This window comes from Variovorax paradoxus, from assembly GCF_902712855.1.
GTDB classification, from domain to species: domain Bacteria; phylum Pseudomonadota; class Gammaproteobacteria; order Burkholderiales; family Burkholderiaceae_C; genus Variovorax; species Variovorax paradoxus_Q.
The window spans coordinates 4735691-4753474 of record NZ_LR743507.1 but is presented as its reverse complement, the minus strand read 5'-3'; the positions used below and the strand labels follow the sequence as shown (position 1 = coordinate 4753474).

The following is a 17784-nucleotide window of genomic DNA, read 5'->3' as shown; positions in this document are numbered from 1 at the left end:
GCGCTCCAGTTCGCGCCGGGGAAAACTCTCCGGGTTCAATATTGGAGACAACCGCATGCAAAGCATCCGACGCCATCTGGTGTGGCTGGTCGTGGCCGTGGTCGGGGCGTTCGCGCTCGGCACCGTGGCGCTGACCCGTGGTGAGAGCGTCAACGCCCTGTGGGTGGTGGCGGCCGCGATCTGCACCTACCTCATCGCCTACCGCTACTACAGCCTGTTCATCGCCGACAAGGTGCTGGGCCTCGACGGCAACCGCAAGACGCCGGCGCACCGGCACAACGACGGCCTGGACTACGTGCCGACCGACAAGAACGTGCTGTTCGGCCACCACTTCGCGGCCATTGCGGGTGCGGGTCCGCTGGTGGGCCCGGTGCTTGCCGCACAGATGGGCTACCTGCCCGGCCTGCTGTGGGTGCTGGCCGGCGTGGTGTTCGCCGGGGCGGTGCAGGACTTCATCATCCTGTTCATCTCGACGCGGCGCGACGGCCGCTCGCTGGGCGATCTCGTCAAGCAGGAGATGGGCGTGGTGCCCGGCATGATCGCGCTGTTCGGCACCTTCATGATCATGATCATCATCCTTGCGGTGCTGGCGCTCATCGTGGTGAAGGCGCTGGCCGAATCGCCGTGGGGTACCTTCACCGTGGGCGCGACGATCCCGGTGGCGCTGTTCATGGGCGTGTACCTGCGCTACATCCGCCCAGGCCGCATCGGCGAGGTCTCGCTGATCGGTTTCGTGCTGCTGATGCTGGCCATCTTCGGTGGCCAGGCCGTGAGCCAGAGCGCCGAGTGGGCGCCGCTCTTCACTTTCGACGGCAAGGCGCTCACCTGGATGCTGGTGGGCTACGGCTTCATCGCCGCGAGCCTGCCGGTGTGGCTGCTGCTGGCGCCGCGCGACTACCTGTCGACCTTCCTGAAGATCGGCACGATCATCGCGCTGGCCATCGGCATCGTGTTCGTCATGCCGACGCTGCAGATGCCCGCCATCACGCAGTTCGCGCAGGGCAATGGCCCGGTGTGGTCGGGCAGCCTGTTCCCGTTCCTGTTCATCACGATCGCCTGCGGTGCGGTCTCCGGCTTCCATGCGCTGATCTCCTCGGGCACCACGCCAAAAATGCTCGACAACGAACGCCATGCGCGCTTCATCGGCTACGGCGGCATGCTGGCCGAATCGTTCGTGGCGGTGATGGCGCTGGTGGCGGCCTCGTGCATCGAGCCGGGCGTGTACTTTGCGATGAACAGCCCGGCCGCACTGGTCGGCACCACAGCGCAACAGGTCGCGCAAACCATCTCAACCTGGGGCTTCGTGGTCACGCCCGACATGCTGCTGCAGACAGCGAAGGACGTGGGCGAGACCACCATCCTCGGCCGTGCAGGCGGTGCGCCCACGCTGGCGGTCGGCATGGCGCACATCCTCCACCAGGTGATCGGCGGACAGGCCATGATGGCCTTCTGGTATCACTTCGCGATCCTGTTCGAGGCGCTCTTCATCCTGACGGCGGTGGACGCCGGCACACGCGCCGGCCGCTTCATGCTGCAGGACCTGCTGGGCAGCTTCGTGCCCGCGCTCAAGCGCACCGATTCGCTGCCGGCCAACATCGTGGCGACGGCGCTGTGCGTCGCGGCCTGGGGCTACTTCCTCTACCAGGGCGTGGTCGATCCGCTGGGCGGCATCAACACGCTGTGGCCGCTGTTCGGCATCTCCAACCAGATGCTCGCCGCCGTGGCGCTGCTGCTGGGTGTCGTGGTGCTGTTCCGCATGAAGCGCGAACGCTATGCGTGGGTGGCTGCCGCGCCGGCGGTCTGGCTGCTGGCCTGCACGCTTACCGCTGGCTGGCAGAAGATCTTCTCGGCAGACCCGAAGATCGGCTTCCTGTCGCATGCGGCGAAGTACACCGAGGGCATCGCCAACGGCGTGCTCGTTGCACCTGCCAAGACGACGGAGGCCATGTCACGCATCGTCTTCAACGACCGGCTCGATGCGGCGCTGTGCGCGCTCTTCATGTTCGTGGTGCTGAGTGTGCTGGTGTACAGCATCAAGGCCTGCCTGGCCGCGCGTGCCGCCAACCGGCCGACGACGCACGAGACGCCGTTCGAGCCCCTGGGCGCTGCGTCGTCCGCGGCGCACTGACGCCATGGGCCTCGCATTGCCGGAAGCCGGGCGCTATTTCGCGCGCTCGCTCACGCAGTCGCTGCGGCTCATGGTCGGCCTGCCCGACTACGACGCCTACCTGACGCACATGGCTGCCACCCATCCCGATGAGGCGCCGATGAGCTACGAGGCCTTCTTCCGCGAGCGGCTCGAGGCGCGGTACGGTGCCGGCAAGGGACGGTGCTGCTAGGTCGGTACGCCGTCGAGCGCGCTCCTCGCATAGCGCCCCGGCGGCATGCCGACATGGCGGGTGAACGCCACGCCGAAGGTGCTGACCGAGCTGTAGCCCACGCGCTCCGCGATCTCCGCAATCGCCAGCTCGCGCTGCCGCAGCATCTGCCGCGCGAGTGCCATGCGCCACGCCAGCAGGTACTCCATCGGTGAGACACCCACCGCCGCACTGAAGCGCGCGAAGAAGGCCGAGCGCGACATGCCGGCTTCCCGCGCCAGCTGCACGACGGTCCACGAATCGGCGGGACGCCCGTGCATGCACCGCAGCGCCAGCGCGAGCCTGGCGTCGGCCAGCGCACGCACCAGCCCGGGTGATGCCGCCGTGCTGGCCGATGAGCGGAACGCCTCGATCAGCAGCACCTCGAGCAGCCGGGCCATCACGATCTCGCGCACCGGCCGGTCGGCGCGAGACTCGTCGCCGACCAGCTGGACCAGCGTCGACAGGCGCTGCTCGCCGCGCACGTGCAGCCACTGCGGCAGCAGCGACACCAGCAGCGAAGCATCCGCCGACCCGAACACGCAGTTGCCCACGAGCATCCGCACGTCGATGGCGCCGTCGGGGTCGCCCACGCGCGCGCCGCCCGGCATCGGCACGATCGGCGTGGTCACGATCTCTCCCTCGCGCGGGGGCTGGCGGTCGAGACTCGACGTCGCGAAGCTGCGCGCTCCAGGAATCAGCGCGAAGTCGCCTGCGTGCAGCGTGAGGGTGTCGCTCTGCGTGGGCCCGTCGATCGTCAGGTGGCACTGGCCTTCGAGCACCACGAAGTAGAACGGCCGGCCCGTTTCGGTACGGCGCACCGCCCACGGCGCGGATGCGACGACGAGTTTCGAGAAAGGCGCTTCGGGGCGCAGAAGTGCCACCACTTCCGCCAACGGATCGACCATGCTGGACTCTCTCGACAAACCTATGGACCTTCGAGTGTAGTCAGTCCTGCTCCCGGTCCGTATTGTCGGTGCATCGACAACCCCATGGAGTTTCCCGATGTCCACCGCTTCGACCGCTCAGACCCCTTCCACCATCCTGATCACCGGCTGCTCTTCCGGTTTCGGCCTCGAAACGGCGCGATTCTTCCTCGACAAGGGCTGGCACGTCGTCGCGACGATGCGCACGCCGCGCGACGACCTGCTGCAGCATTCGGATCGGCTTCGCGTGCTGCCGCTCGACGTCACCGACGCGCAGAGCGTGCAGCACTGCATCGAGGCCGCGGGGCCGCTCGACGCGCTGGTGAACAACGCCGGCGTGGGCGTGCTGGCACCGCTCGAGGGCATGGCGCTGGCCGACGCGCGCGAAGTCTTCGAGACCAACACGCTCGGCACGATCGCGATGACCCAGGCCGTGCTGCCGCAGTTTCGCCAGCGCCGTTCGGGCGTGGTCGTGAATGTCACTTCGAGCGTCACGCTGCTGCCGTTGCCGCTGTTGTCGGTCTACACGGGCAGCAAGGCTGCCGTGAACGCGTTCACCGAATCTCTTGCCCTGGAATTGGCTGCGTTCGGCGTTCGCATGCGTCTGGTGCTGCCGGGACGAGCGCCGGGCACGAGCTTCGGCGACAACGCGCGCCGCAGGATGGGCGACAGCGCACCCGAGGCCTATGCAGACTTCAGGCAGCGCGTGTTCGACGCGGTGCGCGACACCAGCACGCCCATCACCCATTCGCACGATGTCGCGCAGGCCGTGTGGCAGGCGGTGACCGATCCGGGCGCACCGATGCGCCTGCCCGCCGGTGCCGATGCCGTCGCGCTCGCGCAGCGCTGAAGGCCGAGCGCTCACGCCACGAGGCTATCTGCCGGTGCGCGAGCGGTTGCGCTGAGCCTCGAGCAGCTCGACCATCTTGAGCGCTGCCGGCGCCAGCGGCCGGCTCTTCAGCGCGAGCCTGAAGAGCGGCCGCGACAGCACCGCGCCTGGCAGCTTCAGCTCGCGCAGCGTGCCGAGCGCGAGCATGTCGGCCACCACCACGCGCGGCAGCATCGACAGGCCGACGCCGCTGGCCACGGTGCGCGCAATGGCCTCGTTGCTCGCCATCTCCATCCAGGGCAGGGCGGCGATGCCGTGGGCCTCGCAGAGCGCTTCCGTGGCCTGCCGCGTGCCCGAGCCCGGCTCCCGCAGGATCCAGTTCTGCTCGGCCAGCAGCTGTGCAGTGACCGCGCGGCGGGGCAAGGCCGAGTTCGCTGCCACCACGATGGCGAGCGGATCTGCCTTCCACTCGCTGACCTCGATGCGCTCTTCGTCGACGCGGCCTTCCACCAGCGCGAGATCGATGCGGCATTCCAGCAGTTGCTCGCACACCCACTGCGTGTTGCCCACCGTCACGCGCGGCACCACCGACGGGTAGGCGGCGCAGAAGCCTGCCACATACGGCGGCAGCCAGTAGCTCGCCACCGTGGTGCTCGCGCCGATCGTGAGGCTGCCGCGCTGCACGCCGACACGCGCGCGCACGTCGTCGAGCGCAGCACGTTCCATCGCGAAGATGCCGCGTGCATGCGTGAGCAGCGATGCGCCCGCCTCGGTCAGCCGGAAGCCCTTACCGGTGCCGCGCTCGATCAGCGTCAGGTCGAGCTGGTGCTCGAGCTCGCGGATGCCCTTCGACACCGCGGGCTGGCTGATCCACAGGCTCTCCGCCGCGCGGGAGAAGCTGCCCGCTTCCGCGACCGCGACGAACAGGCGCAGCAGGTGTAGATTCATTGCCATAACTTAACTTCATGCATCGGTGAAGTTTATGTCTTTGACTCATGTATCGCCAGTTCCTAACCTCGGGTCCATGCAGTCTCCTGTCGCGTCCGCCTCGATCCCCGGCTCCTTCTTCGTCCGCACGCGTGGGCCCGGCGTGCTGCTGGCTGCGTTGCTCGCGGGTGCCGCAGCCTTGCTGTCTCTATGGAGCCCGATGACCCGGATGGGGCTGAGCGCGCTCACGCTCGCCATCGCGCTGGGCATGGTCGCGGGCAACACGGTGTTCGCTTCGGTGGCCGGCCATGCGGGTGCCGGCGTGGACTTCGCGCGCAGCACGCTGCTGCGCGCGGGCATCGTGCTGTACGGCTTTCGCATTTCGCTGCACGACATCGGCGCAGTGGGTTGGCCCGGCCTGCTGATCGCCGCGGCGATGGTGGCGCTGACGTTCGGCGTCGCTGTCCACGTCGGCACGCGCTGGCTCGGGCTGGACAGGCAGACCGCCGCGCTGATCGGCGCCGGCAGCGCCATCTGCGGCGCCGCCGCGGTGATGGCCACACAGCCGGTGGTGCGCGGCGAAGAGCACAAGGTGTCGATCGCCGTGGCCACGGTGGTGGTGTTCGGCACGCTATCGATGGTCTTGTACCCGCTGGTGTTCCCGTACCTGGGCCTGTCGGAGCACGCCTTCGGCCTGTTTGCGGGGTCGACCATCCACGAGGTGGCGCAGGTCGTGGCGGTGGGCGATGCGGTCGGCCCGGCCGCAGCCAATTCGGCCGTGGTCGAGAAGATGCTGCGCGTGATGATGCTGGCGCCGTTCCTCATGTGGCTGTCGTTCCGCACGGCTGCTTCGCTGAAGGGCGCAACGAGCTTCAAGGCGTGCTGCAGGCAGGTGCGCGTGCCGTGGTTCGCGGTGCTGTTCATCGCCGTGAGCGCCGTGCATTCGACGGGCGTGCTGCCGGCGTCGCTGGTGGCCGCGCTGGTGCAACTCGACACGCTGCTGCTGGCCACCGCCATGGCCGCGATGGGCCTGCGCACCAGCGCTGCGAGCCTGCGCCGGGCCGGCATGCAGCCGCTGAAGCTGGGGGCGCTGCTGTTCGTGTTCCTCACCGTGGGCGGCTACCTCGTGAACGCAGCGGTGCTGGCGCTGTACTGAAAATCCGGTCCGGCGACGCGCGAGCCTCAGGCGGCGACTGAGGCGGCCTGCGCGAATTCCAGCTTCCTTCGTTCGCGCGCGCAGCGCACCATCGCTTCCACGTCATTCGTGGAGAACGCCGATGTCATCCGAACTCGCCCAGATCGCCAGTTGGTCGCTGCGCTGGCGCATCGCGCTGTCGGGCACGCTGTGCCTGGTGGCCGCATTGTGTGCGGCGCATCCGGCCGGCGCAGATGTGCACGCCGAGCAGCGCTACCAGATGGCGCTCGAGGCCCAGGCCGACCGCGACTACCGCACGATGCTCGAACTTCTCAGGCAGGCTGCGGACGAAGGCCACGCCGAGGCGCAGGAGATGCTCGGCATGGTGCTGCTCACCGGCCCGACGCTCTACGGCGTGGCCGTGCGGGCCGATCGCTGCGAGGCGCGCCGGTGGATGCACCGCGCCGCAGCGCAGGGCAGCGAAACCGCCAGGGTGCAACTGACTTTCCTGAACCGGCTGCGCACCTCGCCGGCCGGCAGAAATCCCTGCGAGTGAAGCCTGCGCGCCGGCTATGCCGAAGAGGTGCGCAGCGCCGGCTCGCGGATGGCCGCGCGCGCCAGCCGCCACGCGGCGAACAGAAACACCAGCGGCAGCACGACGGTCTGCAGCACGAAGAGTGCGATCAGCTTCACGATGCGCTCGGCCCAGTCGGAGGCCGACTTCAGGATCTGGTCGTAGGTCGCCTTCAGGTTCGGCAGCTTCGGCAGCCAGCGCTCGATGCGGTCTTTCCAGCCTTCCTGCGCTGCGGGGGCTTCCTGCGTGGCATCGACCACGGCGGTGGGCGACTTCTCGATGCCCGACAGCGCCGCCTGGTAGTCGTTGGCCATGAACGCACGATAGATGCCTTCGTTCGCGACGGCGACCAGCGGCACCGCGAAGCGCACCAGCAGCAGGCCGATCAGAAGCGACTGCAGCCAGCGCGGCGAGCGCCCGCGCTGCCAACGCCAAGCCACCCACGCCAGCGCCGCGCCGCTCACCAGGTACGACATGAGGTGGTGCGCGCCGATGTTCAGCAGCATCAGCTGGATGCCGAACGACACGCTCGCCGCCAGCATGATGGCGGCGAACTGCTCGATGAGTTCGTTCAGCGGCTTCAGCGCCTGGCCCGGTGCAAAGCTCACGCCGACGCCACCCGGCGTTGCATCCACCTGTGTGCCCTGTGCCACCGACACCACGGCGCCGAGCGCGCGCGCCGCCGCGAAGGTGGTCAATGCGCGCTTGAGTCCCTCGTTCACCTGCTCGCGCGCGGGCGCGTCGATCGGCGCGATCCAGCAGCCGGCCAGCACCACGACCGCAACCAGCAGCAGGTAGGCGCGTCGCAGCACCGGGTTCATCGGCAGGGGCGTGTTCACTTCTTCGCGCCTCCCTGCATGCGCATGATGATCTTCGTGGTCTCGTTGCCTTCCTCGCGGCCGTCGGGGTGGTGGCGCACGTAGTCGAACACCTTTGCCTGCGACACCTTCACCATCTGCCCGCCGCGCAGGCCGGGCACGTCGACCGGTTCGTTCTTCAGCAGGCCCTCGATGGTGTCGCCGCTCCACTTCGCAACCTCGACCCACATCCATTCGTTGCCGCCGTCGCGCGTGGCGAACGGTGCCTTCACCAGGATGTACTCGCCGGGCTGCAGGCCCTTGGCGAAGGCATCGCGCAGCTTGGGCAACTGCGCGTTGGCGGCCTTGCTGGCGGCCAGCAGTTCGTCGTTGTGCTTCAGGCGCGTGACCGAGTCTTCGTCGGCGCCGAAGGCCGAGGTGAGCAGGGCGGATTGCTGGGCGTAGCGGTCGGGGCCGGGATAGCGGTCGAAGCGGATCTCGTACAGCCGGTTCTTCGGATCGCCGCTTTCCCACTTGCCGTTCACCAGCGACAGTTTGGCCACCGCGGCGGCGTTGGGCTTGAGATTGGCAAGCAGCGGATCGCGCGCGGCCGCATGCCTGAGCGCGCGCAGGTTCAGGTCGTACTGGCCGGGGCGTGCGAGCGTGGCGCCTTCGGCCATGGCCTGGGCAAAGGTGTTCACGAGGTGGCCCATTGGCCGGTTGGTGGACCACGAGAAGTCGCTCACCACCACGTCGGGCAGGCCGAACTTCGACATGCCCAGCGTGATCGCACGCACGAGGTTGTCGCTGCGGTAGGCGTGGATGACGGTCTGCTGGGACATGTCGGGCACGCCGCCGGCCCACGAATCGATGCGGCGCTTGCGCCACTCCTCGGTGTGAAGACCTCGCGCGTTTCCTCGTCCCACACCAGGCCGCCGGTGTCGCTCGCCACCTGCAGCGTGAGTTGCAGCGCCTTCAGCATGGCCGCGGAAGATTGCTGCGCGGGATGCGCGAAGTCGAGGATCAACGCGCGATCGGCCTTCTGCAGGGCCTCGGCCTGCTCGCGCGACAGGCCGCGGCCGAAGCGCGGCAGCTGCTCCATGTTCGGCGCGCGATAGTCCTGCAGCACGGTGGTGGTGTTCCAGTTCGCGAACACCACGGGCTCGGTGGCCGATGCAGGCGTGGGCGCCACGGCGAGCAGCTTGGGGCTTCCACCGAGCTTCGACAGGTTGCTGTGCAGTGCGGACATGGGGTCCGTCGTGGGCGCCTTGGCGTAGTAGATCGCGAACTGGAAGTGGATCGGGCCGGCCAGCGGCGAGCCTGCCGGCACGGGTGTTCCGGGCACGGCCTTGCCCGCACTCTGCGCAACAGCCTGTTGTTGTTGCTGCTGCGCAGCCGGTGTGGCGGCGATCACTGCGGCGCTCAACGAGAAGGCCAGCGTGGCGATTGCAATGCGACGGATGTGTGTCTTCGGCATGGGCATGGTGTGAACGTGTTCGATGCTGCGGATGCGCGCATTCTCGTTGCCGTGAAAGACACGCTGAAAAAAAGTTGGCCAAGGTTGTTGACGTTCCAGTAAACACTATTTACAGTACGCCTCACTCGCGGTTCAGGCCGCCAACCGATTCAAGCAGACAAGCAACCCAGGCAACGCAACAGGACATCCAGTGAACACCGCAGTCATCCGCCTCCACACCCTCCGCCCCGCATCGGGCCAGGTGCTCGCGTGCGCGCTGTCTGCGTGGCAGCTCGATCAGTATCCGTGCCCGATGCCCCAACTGCAGGCCAATCCGTTGGCATGCGACGTTCAGCATCAGGTGCAACCGGGTGGAGGCAGCGCGTAGGCGCACAGCTCCCAAACTCTTTCAGCAGAGGCCCGGACACCGCAAGGTTCCGGGCCTTTTTGTTTTCACTTCGCACCACTCATCCATATCCAGCCCTGGTGACGCAACTGGTAGACGTGTCCGCCTTAGAAGCGGAATTCTGGGAGTTCGAATCTCCCCCGGGGCACCAAACAACGAACGGCTTTTTTTATCTCTGGGTGTACTGTCAATCCGGTAGACGGCCTGCCTTGGAAGCAGGAGGCTGCAGGTTCAAATCCTGCCACCCAGACCATGGTCCCGATTCAAGCGTGTGTAGCTCAACTGGCAGAGCACTGGACTCCAAACCCAACGGTTGAAGGTTCGAATCCTTCCGCGCGCGCCAACGTTCTTGTCTTTCGTTTTGCTGGCCCTTCGCCAAGTGGTAAGGCACTGGGTTCTGATCCCGGCATCCGAGGTTCGAATCCTTGAGGGCCTGCCAGTTTTCAGGATGGATCGTGAGCAGCACTGGCGACTGCAGCGGGCTGTAACCCCGCCTCTTCGGAATACTTCGTTCGACTCGAAGACGATCCACCATTTCTTCAACCTCATCGCGGCGCGGTAGCAAAGCGGCCATGCAGCGGATTACAAATCCGCCCATCCCGGTTCGACTCCGGGCCGCGCCTCCATCGATTTCCTTTCCTTTCTCTCCATGGCGGAATCGGCAGACGCGCCAGCCTCAAACCCTGGAGCCTTCGGGCAGTGTCCGTTCGAGTCGGACTGGAGAGACCATGCAACCGCCGGGCCCGACGGCCTGGCCTACAGTCGCCCGCCATGTCTTCCATCCCGAGCCTGAACCAGGATCGCCCTTCGGGCAAGGCGCAGCCGCGCAAGATCGTCGTCCTCTCCGGCTCCGGCATCAGTGCCGAGAGCGGCCTGCCCACCTTCCGTGATGCGAAGGGGCTGTGGAACACCTATTCGTGGCAGGAGCTTGCGAGCCCCGCAGGGTGGCAACGGCACCCCGAGGCGGTGCTGGCCTTCTACAACGAGCGGCGCGCGAAGGCGTGGCAGGCGCAGCCGAATGCCGCGCACCGCGCCATCGCATCGCTCGAGGGCGCCTACGAGGTGGTCGTCGTCACGCAGAACGTCGACGCGTTGCACGAGCGCGCAGGTTCGAGCCACGTGGTCCACCTTCATGGAGAGCTCGCCTGTGTGCGCGGCTCGGCCGGTGCGAGCCCGAGGCGCTACCGCATCGACGGCGACCCCATCGCCATGGGCCAGCTGTGCGAGGATGGCACGCAGCTGCGCCCCGACATCGTGTGGTTCGGCGAAGCGGTGCAGCACTTCGACGACGCCGAGATGCATGTCGCCACTGCCGCGCGCGTGCTGGTGGTCGGCACTTCGCTCACCGTCTATCCGGCCGCATCGCTCCTGCAGTACGCCAGCCGCGATGCGGAGAAGGTGCTGGTCGCACTCGACATGGAAGAGGTGCCGCACGGCTACACCTTTCTTCAGGGCAAGGCTGGCGAGATCGTGCCCACGCTCGCGGCGCGATGGCTCGCGGAGGCCGGCGCGACTTAAGACTTATGGTTTTGTTCGCCTGCGCCGCGTGTCGGAGAAGCGCTCCAAATCGCGCCAATTGAAGCAATAGCACCCTCCGAACGTCCGAATGCAATCGATCTGTCACGGTTGATGCGGAACATGTCCACGCAGACTCGCGAGCGCCGGTGAACAGGCCGCCGCTTGCACCGCAGCAGTTCCGTCGAACGATTCGAATGTAGGGAGAGTGTCATGCCATCAGGCCCGGCGCGGTCCGTCCGCGTATTGACCGCGTCTTGCGCCGCCATGCCCATGCTGGGCGGCCGGCCGGCGTTGGAGCCGATACGCATCGAGGGCGAAGAGCAGCTCGGGCGCCTGTACCTCTACACGGTGACGCTCGCCACGCCCGAGCAGGCCGGCTACAACGAGCGCCAGGCCGCGAACGTCGACATCAAGCAACTGGTGGGAGAGACGCTCACTGTGCACGTATTGCTCGATGGACGTCCCGGTGCCGGCGGCGAGAAGCGGCACATCGGCGGGCTCGTCACGCGTGTGCGCTTCCTGCGCCTGGAGAACCGCCGTGCGCTCTACGAAGCGGTCATCGAGCCGTGGCTCACGCTGGCCACGCGCACCAGCGACTACAGGATCTTCCAGAACAAGAGCGTCGTCGACATCGTGGCCGAGGTGCTCGGCGACTACGACTTCGCGCACGAGATCAAGGCCACGCGCAGCTATCCTGCGCGCGAGTTCCAGGTGCAGTACGGCGAGAGCGACCACGACTTCATCGCGCGGCTGCTGCACGAGTGGGGCCTGTACTGGCACTTCGAGCATGCCGAAGGCAGCCACAAGCTGGTGATCGTCGACGACATGGCTTCGCACCAGCCCTTTGCCAATGCGGCGTACCAGAAGGTGCCCTTTCACGGTGCCGACGACACGGTGCGCGAAGAGCACTGCGACCGCTTCAATGCCTGCGAGGCCTTGCAGAGCGGCCGCTGGGTGACCGACGACTTCGACTTCAAGCGGCCCAAGGCGCGGCTGCAGCAGGTGAGCGCCATGCCGCGCAAGACCTCGCAAAGCGGCATGGAGCGCTACGGCTGGCCGGGCGACTACGTGGTGGAGTCCGAGGGCGAGCAGCTTGCACGCACGCGAATGGAAGAAGCCGGCAGCGACGGCGAGCGCGCGAGCGGTTCGGGCAACCTGCGCGCGGTGGTGCCGGGCTGCCTGCTCACGCTGGAGCGACATCCGCAGAACGAGTCGAACCGCCAGTACCTCGTGACCGGCGCGCGGCTGTGCCTTCAGGACATCGGCGACGCGAGCTCGCAGCAGGAGTTCGAATGCCGCGTCGACTTCGACGCGATTCCCGCGAGCAAGACCTTCCGCGCCAGCGCGCCAGCCGTGCCGCGCCCGCGCACCACCGGCCCGCAGACCGCCATCGTCACCGGGCCCGCGGGCCGCGAGATCTGGACCGACGAATACGGACGGGTGAAGCTCAGCTTTCACTGGAACCGCTACTGCAGCAAGGACGAGAACAGCTCGTGCTGGGTGCGCGTGTCGTCGCCGTGGGCCGGCACCAACTTCGGCGGCATCCAGATCCCGCGCATCGGGCAGGAGGTGATCGTCGACTTCGAGCACGGCGACCCCGACCGTCCGATCGTCACCGGCCGCGTCTACAACGCCGACAACATGCCGCCCTGGGCGCTGCCTGCCAACGCCACGCAGAGCGGCCTGCTCACGCGCAGCTCCGAGGGCGCGAGCGAGGCCAATGCCAACGCGCTGCGCTTCGAGGACAAGAAAGGCGCCGAGCAGCTGTGGCTGCACGCCGAGCGCAACCAGGACATCGAGGTCGAGAACGACGAGACGCACTGGGTCGGCCACGACCGCAGCAAGACCATCGACCACGACGAGACCGTGCACGTGAAGCACGACCGCACCGAGACGGTCGACCATGACGAGACCATCACGGTGCACAACGACCGCACCGAAACCGTCGACGGCAACGAGACCATCACCATCCACAAGAACCGCACGGAAACGGTCGACCTGAACGAGACCATCACGGTGCACAGGAACCGCTCCGAGACGGTGGATCTCAACGAGACCATCGGCATCGGCATGAACCGCAGCGAATCCGTGGGGCTGAACGAAACCATCCGGATCGGCGAGAACCGCGTGGTGACCATCGGCGGCAACAAGGCCGAGACCGTTGCCATGGCCAAGGCGGAAACCATCGGACTGGCCAAGGCGCTGACCATCGGGCTGGGCTACCAGGTGTCGGTGGGTGCCGCGATGAACACCACGGTGGCGCTGACGCAGGGCGAGCAGGTCGGGCTGTCGAAATCGGTCAACGTGGGCAAGAGCTTCGACATCACGGCGGGCGACGAATTCAGTGTGACCGTCGGCAAGTCGCGGTTCACGATGCGCTCCGACGGCACCATCATCTTCAACGGCCATACCTACAGCCTCGGAACCACGGGCGAGCAGATCTTCAACGCCGACGATCACATCAGCATCAAGGGGCTGAAGGTGCGGGAGAACTGATGAAAGCCACGACGATGACGGGCACGCCGGGCACTGCAGGCTTTCAGTCGTCTGCATCGGATGCATCGGCGGACGGCGTCGAGCGCAGCCTGCTCGAAGCCGTTCTCGATCGGCCGTCGCAACCGGCGCGCGCGTTGCCCGCCGCGAAGGTGGACGGCATCTCCATCGGCACCGTGACAGGCGCCGGTGCGTCCGGCGTCCGCGTCAGCGCCGACGTGCCTTCGCTGGCCGACGTACCGGCGTTCACGCTGCTGGAGGTGACGGAGGCGGACATCGGCAGGACCGTGGCACTCGGCTTCCGCGGCGGGGCGCCGGACCAGCCCATGGTGCTCGGCTTCGTTCTCGATGCCGAACCGCCGCGCAGCGCGCGTCCACCGGCGGAAGCGCTGATCGACGGCGAACGGGTGGTGCTGAACGCGCAGCACGAGATCGAACTGCGCTGCGGCGACGCCGCCATCGTGCTCAGCGCCGACGGCCGCATCGAATTCCGTGGCACCTACATCACGAGCCAGGCAAGCGCCACGCAGCGCATCCTGGGCGGCTCGGTCAACATCAACTGAGCCGGGCACCGCAGCACCACCATGGAAGTCGTCTGCAGCTCGAAGCATCTCGCCACGAGCATCACCACCGCACTGGACGTGGAGGGCCGCGAGCACCTCGTGGTCGTGGCCAAGGCCACCTGGCGCATTCCCGCGCCGGGCGAACGTCCGAGGCCGCTGCCGCCCGAGGCATTGGCCCACGCCGATCTCTTCCATGGCGCGCCCGGAGAGAGCGCCATGCGTTACGGCAGCGACTTCGTGCGTCACAAGCCACGCTGCGACGTGCTGTTCGATGCCTGTGCGCACAGCCCCGATGGCCGGCCCGTCAGGGAGCTGCAGGCCGGCTGGCGGCTGGGCGACCTGCAGAAGAGTCTTCAGGTCCATGGGCCACGCACCTGGCGCAGGCGCCTGGGCGGCGCCTGGGCCTTGAACGAGGCCGAGCCTTTCGAGCGCATGCCGCTGCACTACGGGCTGGCGTTCGGCGGCGCGCATGAAGATGCGCGGCAGCCCAGCGTCCTGCTGGCCAACCCGGTCGGCATCGGATGGCCCGGGTCCCTTTCCGATGCCCAGCTCGAAGGCCATCCCGCCCCCTGCCTGGAGGCGGTCGGGCAGCCGGTGCAGAAGCCGCGCGGCAACCACCAGCCGGCCGCCTTCTCGGCCGTGGCGCGTCACTGGGCTCCGCGCAAGGACTTCGCCGGGACCTACGACGCACAGTGGCAGGAGGACGTCTTTCCTTTCCTGCCCGAAGACCATGACGAGCAGTTCAACCAGTGCGCCCCCCGCGACCAGCAGATGGACTACCCCCATGGTGGCGAGGAGGTGGTGTTCCATCACCTGATGCAGGGCCGGCCCAGGGTGCATTTCAGGCTTCCGCCGCTCGACGGCATGGGCGTGCGCGTGCTGCGCACCGACTACAGCACCGAAGCGCCCGTGGCGGCGGTCGACACGCTCTTCTTCGAACCCGATGCCGGACGCTTCAGCGTCGTGTGGCGGGCCAGCACACCGATCCGCCGGCGGCTGCAGGAGTTCGACGTGATTGCCATCGGCCCCGTCGATCCGGCCTGGTGGGCCGCGCGGCAGAACGGCAGCGACAGCGGTTGCACCGGCTGCGGGGAGCCGAGCTTCTTCGCCGCGCCCGACGTTCAGGCGCGTGCCGCATGAGCGCGTCCGCACACCGTTCGTCGACAGTCCTGGAGATCGCCGCGGCCGGCCTCTGCTGCGCCGTCGGCTATCACCTGGGTGCAGCGAGTTGCGCGCTGCGGGCCAACATGGACCACTTCCAGGACAGTCACTTCGTGACCGACACCGGCGCCGCCATCAAGGTCGCGCCCCTGCCCGATACAGACTGCTGGGGCAGCGAGCGCGTGGCGCGCTGGGCCGCCCTGGCCATCGAGGACTGCCTGCGTGCGCAGCACGGCTTCGATGCGGCCCGCACGGCCTTGCTGATGCTCGCGCCCGAACCCGAGCGGCCGGACATGGCGGCGAGCCCCTACGCCGCGATCATCACGCTCACCGCGCGCCAGCTCGACCTGCGGTTTCACGGCAGCTCGCGCATCCTGCCCCTGGGGCGCGCGGGTCTTGCCGCGGCGCTGGGCCTCACGTTCGAATTGCTGGACGGCGGCGCGGTCGAGCAGGTGCTGCTCGTCGGGGCCGACAGCCTGCTCAACACCGCGGCCATCGAGCACTACCTGCGCGACGAGCGCCTCATGGTGCCCGGCAACCGCGACGGCTTCCTGCCTGGCGAGGCCGCCGGCGCCGTGCTGCTGCGGCGGCATTCACCCGCCGCCGGCCGCGGCGCGCTGCTGATCGGCGGCTGGAGCGAAGGCAGCGAGAGCGGACGCCCGGACGGCTCGGTGCCGTCGCGCGGACAGGGACTCACGGCCGCCGTGCGCGCAGCCTGCGCGCGGGCTGGCGTCGCGCCGGACGCATTGCAGTTCCGGCTCGGCGACCAGAACGGCGAGGTGTTCTTCGCGAAGGAGGCGGCCAACGCCTTCACCCGCCTCATGGCGCGCGGAGCAATGCCCGAACAGCTCACGCTGGCCGACAAGCTCGGCGAAATCGGCTCGGCCACCGGCCCCGCGGCGCTGGCCTGGCTGAGCGAACTCATGCCGCGCGCGGACACCCGCCCCGGCACTTTGGGCGTCGTGCACCTGGCCAACGACGATGGCCTGCGCTGCGCGGTCGTGCTGCATCAAACATAGGTTCGAACCATGGAAACCCACGTCTATGCGAACGACGACGAAATCTGCTCCCGCGCCGCGGACGGCAAGGCGGTCATCCCCGGGATGGACCCCTGCTGGAGCCCGCCCGCGCCGCCGGCCGGGCCCGTCGTCGTGCCGTACACCAACACCGCCTTCGCGAAGGACCTGAAGAACGGCACCACCACCGTCTTCATCTGCGGCACGCCGGCCGCGGTGCGCAACAAGTCCTTCCTTGCCAACAGCATCGGCAACGAGCCTGCCACGCGCGCCTTCCCGATGGGCGTTGTCAGCCACACCATCAAGGGCGATGCCTACTTCGTCGACTGGTCGCCCAACGTCAAGTTCGAAGGCTTGAACGTCTGCCGTCATACCGATCCGATGACGCACAACCACGGCTGAGCCCGATGGCCACACCCGCCAACACGCCGACCACCTACTACCTCGACACGCCCGACGTCAGGGCGGCGTGCGCGGACGACTTCAAGAAGATCGACAAGGCCTGCAAGCCCGAGGAGGAGCGCTCGGACAAGAACCGCCATCCGGTGCTCAAGAAGATGCTCGGCGCCAAGCGGGTCGAGGCGCTCGAGGCCATGGTGTCGAAGGTCAAGGCCAAGTACCCGTTCACCTCGACGGCCGGCAACGGCTGGATGTCGCATTGCGACGGCCTGTGGATGAAGCCCGATTCGAAGGAGTACGCCGACGAGTTCAACTCGCTGCTCAAGGGCATGTCCGACGACCTGGCAGGAACCATCGAGGCGCAGCTCAAGCCGCTGCTGGACAAGGTCGGCCAGGAAGTCAAGGACAAGGCCATCGCAGCCGCCAAGGAGAAGGCTCTCAAGATGGGTGCCCGCTCGGCCGCGCGCTGGGGCGTGGGGCTGGGCGGCGCGGCAGTCGGCGGCGTCGGCGCGATCGTGACCGAGGGCGTCGCGACGGCCTGGAACGTCTACGACTGGGGCAGCACGGCGTACGAGACCTACCAGATCAGCTCGGAGGCCTACGGCACCATCAAGGAGATGGGCTCCATCCTCGACATCGCGAAGAAGGCGCAGGACGAGCTGGCCGCGCTCGCCGGCAACATGGCCAACAAGACGCCCACCGACCTGATGGCCGACGGCATGGGCGTGCTGTCGCGCCTGAACGCGTGCACGCGTGCACGGCGCTGCAAGCTGGTGCCGTACAACAAGACCGGCGCCGCCGAGAGCCTGGGCGGCGACGGCTGCTGCCCCGGGCAGACGGGCCATCACATCCTGCCGGACGAGATGACCAAGAACGGCAACTGCCCCGGCTACACCAAGGGCTCGGCGCCCACGGTGTGCGTCGAGGGCGCCAACAACAGCAACGGCTCGCACGGCATGGCGCACCAGGCCCTGGACCGTGGCATCCAGCGCCATCGCAACGGATGGTTCGGCAGCGATACCCTCAGCTACGGCAAGGCCCGCGACATCGGCGTGCGCAGCGTGCAGGAGACTTTTCCGGAGTCGAAGTGCGACACCAAGTGCCTGCGTGCGCAGCTCGATGCGTACTACAAGAGCAAGTGCAACAAGCCGCTGCCCGCGGTCTCGGGCCTGGGCGGCGCCAAGGGCGGCGGCGGCTCCGGCGGCCCCGGCAAATGAATCGAAGGAA

17 protein-coding genes and 5 tRNA genes are annotated in these 17784 nt (G+C 67.7%); 17 read left to right on the top strand and 5 right to left on the bottom strand.

Going from position 1 to position 17784, the window contains the following annotated elements; translation table 11 throughout:
• Positions 1-55: 55 nt before the first annotated feature.
• Both AACL56_RS22380 and AACL56_RS22375 read left to right on the top strand, forming a co-directional pair.
• Complete coding sequence (locus tag AACL56_RS22380; RefSeq protein WP_339091996.1) at positions 56-2128, top strand: carbon starvation CstA family protein; 2073 nt, start codon at positions 56-58, stop codon at positions 2126-2128.
• Positions 2129-2132: 4 nt separating this feature from the next.
• Complete coding sequence (locus tag AACL56_RS22375; RefSeq protein ID WP_339091995.1) at positions 2133-2339, top strand: YbdD/YjiX family protein; 207 nt, start codon at positions 2133-2135, stop codon at positions 2337-2339.
• On the opposite strand, the gene AACL56_RS22370 is transcribed toward AACL56_RS22375, so the two are convergent.
• Positions 2336-3265 (bottom strand): AraC family transcriptional regulator, encoded by a 930-nt coding sequence (locus AACL56_RS22370; RefSeq protein ID WP_339091994.1) that lies wholly within the window; start codon positions 3263-3265, stop codon positions 2336-2338. The two genes, AACL56_RS22375 and AACL56_RS22370, sit on opposite strands and share 4 nt — an antisense overlap.
• A gap of 97 nt (positions 3266-3362) precedes the next feature.
• On the opposite strand from AACL56_RS22370, the gene AACL56_RS22365 reads away from it, so the two are divergent.
• Positions 3363-4133, top strand: a complete 771-nt coding sequence (locus AACL56_RS22365; RefSeq protein WP_339091993.1) for an SDR family oxidoreductase — start codon at positions 3363-3365, stop codon at positions 4131-4133.
• Positions 4134-4157: 24 nt separating this feature from the next.
• On the opposite strand, the gene AACL56_RS22360 is transcribed toward AACL56_RS22365, so the two are convergent.
• On the bottom strand, positions 4158-5060 hold the full coding sequence (locus AACL56_RS22360) for a LysR substrate-binding domain-containing protein (RefSeq protein WP_339091992.1): 903 nt from the start codon (positions 5058-5060) through the stop codon (positions 4158-4160).
• Between the two features lie 76 nt (positions 5061-5136).
• Between AACL56_RS22360 and AACL56_RS22355 the strand changes: the two genes are divergently transcribed.
• On the top strand, positions 5137-6195 hold the full coding sequence (locus AACL56_RS22355; RefSeq protein ID WP_339091991.1) for a YeiH family protein: 1059 nt from the start codon (positions 5137-5139) through the stop codon (positions 6193-6195).
• A gap of 121 nt (positions 6196-6316) precedes the next feature.
• Positions 6317-6730: a sel1 repeat family protein gene (locus tag AACL56_RS22350; protein ID WP_339091990.1), complete on the top strand. Its 414-nt coding sequence runs from the start codon at positions 6317-6319 to the stop codon at positions 6728-6730.
• A 14-nt stretch (positions 6731-6744) separates the two neighbouring features.
• On the opposite strand, the gene AACL56_RS22345 is transcribed toward AACL56_RS22350, so the two are convergent.
• Genes AACL56_RS22345 through AACL56_RS22335 form a run of 3 tightly spaced genes read right to left on the bottom strand, consistent with a single transcriptional unit; the run spans position 6745 to position 9022 of the window.
• The gene (locus AACL56_RS22345) at positions 6745-7587 is read right to left on the bottom strand and encodes a hypothetical protein (RefSeq protein ID WP_339091989.1); all 843 of its coding nucleotides are present in this window, start codon (positions 7585-7587) and stop codon (positions 6745-6747) included.
• The gene (locus tag AACL56_RS22340) at positions 7584-8387 is read right to left on the bottom strand and encodes a DUF2314 domain-containing protein (protein ID WP_339091988.1); all 804 of its coding nucleotides are present in this window, start codon (positions 8385-8387) and stop codon (positions 7584-7586) included. The genes AACL56_RS22345 and AACL56_RS22340 overlap by 4 nt, the downstream gene beginning before the upstream one ends.
• Positions 8288-9022 (bottom strand): hypothetical protein, encoded by a 735-nt coding sequence (locus AACL56_RS22335; protein WP_339091987.1) that lies wholly within the window; start codon positions 9020-9022, stop codon positions 8288-8290. The genes AACL56_RS22340 and AACL56_RS22335 overlap by 100 nt, the downstream gene beginning before the upstream one ends.
• A gap of 459 nt (positions 9023-9481) precedes the next feature.
• Between AACL56_RS22335 and AACL56_RS22330 the strand changes: the two genes are divergently transcribed.
• From AACL56_RS22330 to AACL56_RS22275, 12 genes are all read left to right on the top strand, one after another.
• A tRNA-Leu gene (locus tag AACL56_RS22330) sits at positions 9482-9558 on the top strand.
• Between the two features lie 24 nt (positions 9559-9582).
• Positions 9583-9660 (top strand) — tRNA-Pro (locus AACL56_RS22325).
• 14 nt (positions 9661-9674) lie between these two features.
• A tRNA-Trp gene (locus tag AACL56_RS22320) sits at positions 9675-9750 on the top strand.
• A 209-nt stretch (positions 9751-9959) separates the two neighbouring features.
• A tRNA-Cys gene (locus AACL56_RS22315) sits at positions 9960-10033 on the top strand.
• Between the two features lie 17 nt (positions 10034-10050).
• Positions 10051-10136 (top strand) — tRNA-Leu (locus tag AACL56_RS22310).
• Between the two features lie 42 nt (positions 10137-10178).
• The gene (locus AACL56_RS22305) at positions 10179-10925 is read left to right on the top strand and encodes an SIR2 family NAD-dependent protein deacylase (protein ID WP_339091986.1); all 747 of its coding nucleotides are present in this window, start codon (positions 10179-10181) and stop codon (positions 10923-10925) included.
• Positions 10926-11189: 264 nt separating this feature from the next.
• Positions 11190-13421, top strand: coding sequence for a type VI secretion system Vgr family protein (locus tag AACL56_RS22300; protein WP_339091985.1), 2232 nt, complete (start codon positions 11190-11192; stop codon positions 13419-13421).
• Entirely contained in the window at positions 13421-13981 is a 561-nt protein-coding gene (locus AACL56_RS22295) for a DUF6484 domain-containing protein (protein ID WP_339091984.1), read from the top strand. The genes AACL56_RS22300 and AACL56_RS22295 overlap by 1 nt, the downstream gene beginning before the upstream one ends.
• A gap of 21 nt (positions 13982-14002) precedes the next feature.
• A complete protein-coding gene (locus tag AACL56_RS22290; protein WP_339091983.1) occupies positions 14003-15121 on the top strand; it encodes a DUF2169 family type VI secretion system accessory protein in 1119 nt (372 codons plus the stop codon).
• A complete protein-coding gene (locus tag AACL56_RS22285) occupies positions 15118-16161 on the top strand; it encodes a hypothetical protein (protein WP_339091982.1) in 1044 nt (347 codons plus the stop codon). Before AACL56_RS22290 ends, AACL56_RS22285 begins: the two co-directional genes overlap by 4 nt.
• 9 nt (positions 16162-16170) lie before the next feature.
• Positions 16171-16560, top strand: coding sequence for a DUF4150 domain-containing protein (locus AACL56_RS22280; protein WP_339091981.1), 390 nt, complete (start codon positions 16171-16173; stop codon positions 16558-16560).
• A 5-nt stretch (positions 16561-16565) separates the two neighbouring features.
• The gene (locus AACL56_RS22275; protein WP_339091980.1) at positions 16566-17774 is read left to right on the top strand and encodes an HNH/endonuclease VII fold toxin-2 domain-containing protein; all 1209 of its coding nucleotides are present in this window, start codon (positions 16566-16568) and stop codon (positions 17772-17774) included.
• Positions 17775-17784: the final 10 nt, after the last annotated feature.

What these genes read in the sequence shown, in the direction of transcription:
- AACL56_RS22275 (WP_339091980.1), top strand. Translation starts at nt 16,566, where the DNA reads ATGGCCACACCCGCCAACACGCCGACCACCTACTACCTCGACACGCCC.
- AACL56_RS22280 (WP_339091981.1), top strand. Translation starts at nt 16,171, where the DNA reads ATGGAAACCCACGTCTATGCGAACGACGACGAAATCTGCTCCCGCGCC.
- AACL56_RS22380 (WP_339091996.1), top strand. Translation starts at nt 56, where the DNA reads ATGCAAAGCATCCGACGCCATCTGGTGTGGCTGGTCGTGGCCGTGGTC.
- AACL56_RS22300 (WP_339091985.1), top strand. Translation starts at nt 11,190, where the DNA reads ATGCCCATGCTGGGCGGCCGGCCGGCGTTGGAGCCGATACGCATCGAG.
- AACL56_RS22335 (WP_339091987.1), bottom strand. Translation starts at nt 9,022, where the DNA reads ATGCCGAAGACACACATCCGTCGCATTGCAATCGCCACGCTGGCCTTC.
- AACL56_RS22365 (WP_339091993.1), top strand. Translation starts at nt 3,363, where the DNA reads ATGTCCACCGCTTCGACCGCTCAGACCCCTTCCACCATCCTGATCACC.
- AACL56_RS22350 (WP_339091990.1), top strand. Translation starts at nt 6,317, where the DNA reads ATGTCATCCGAACTCGCCCAGATCGCCAGTTGGTCGCTGCGCTGGCGC.
- AACL56_RS22370 (WP_339091994.1), bottom strand. Translation starts at nt 3,265, where the DNA reads ATGGTCGATCCGTTGGCGGAAGTGGTGGCACTTCTGCGCCCCGAAGCG.
- AACL56_RS22355 (WP_339091991.1), top strand. Translation starts at nt 5,137, where the DNA reads ATGCAGTCTCCTGTCGCGTCCGCCTCGATCCCCGGCTCCTTCTTCGTC.
- AACL56_RS22340 (WP_339091988.1), bottom strand. Translation starts at nt 8,387, where the DNA reads ATGTCCCAGCAGACCGTCATCCACGCCTACCGCAGCGACAACCTCGTG.
- AACL56_RS22285 (WP_339091982.1), top strand. Translation starts at nt 15,118, where the DNA reads ATGAGCGCGTCCGCACACCGTTCGTCGACAGTCCTGGAGATCGCCGCG.
- AACL56_RS22295 (WP_339091984.1), top strand. Translation starts at nt 13,421, where the DNA reads ATGAAAGCCACGACGATGACGGGCACGCCGGGCACTGCAGGCTTTCAG.
- AACL56_RS22360 (WP_339091992.1), bottom strand. Translation starts at nt 5,060, where the DNA reads ATGAATCTACACCTGCTGCGCCTGTTCGTCGCGGTCGCGGAAGCGGGC.
- AACL56_RS22305 (WP_339091986.1), top strand. Translation starts at nt 10,179, where the DNA reads ATGTCTTCCATCCCGAGCCTGAACCAGGATCGCCCTTCGGGCAAGGCG.
- AACL56_RS22290 (WP_339091983.1), top strand. Translation starts at nt 14,003, where the DNA reads ATGGAAGTCGTCTGCAGCTCGAAGCATCTCGCCACGAGCATCACCACC.
- AACL56_RS22375 (WP_339091995.1), top strand. Translation starts at nt 2,133, where the DNA reads ATGGGCCTCGCATTGCCGGAAGCCGGGCGCTATTTCGCGCGCTCGCTC.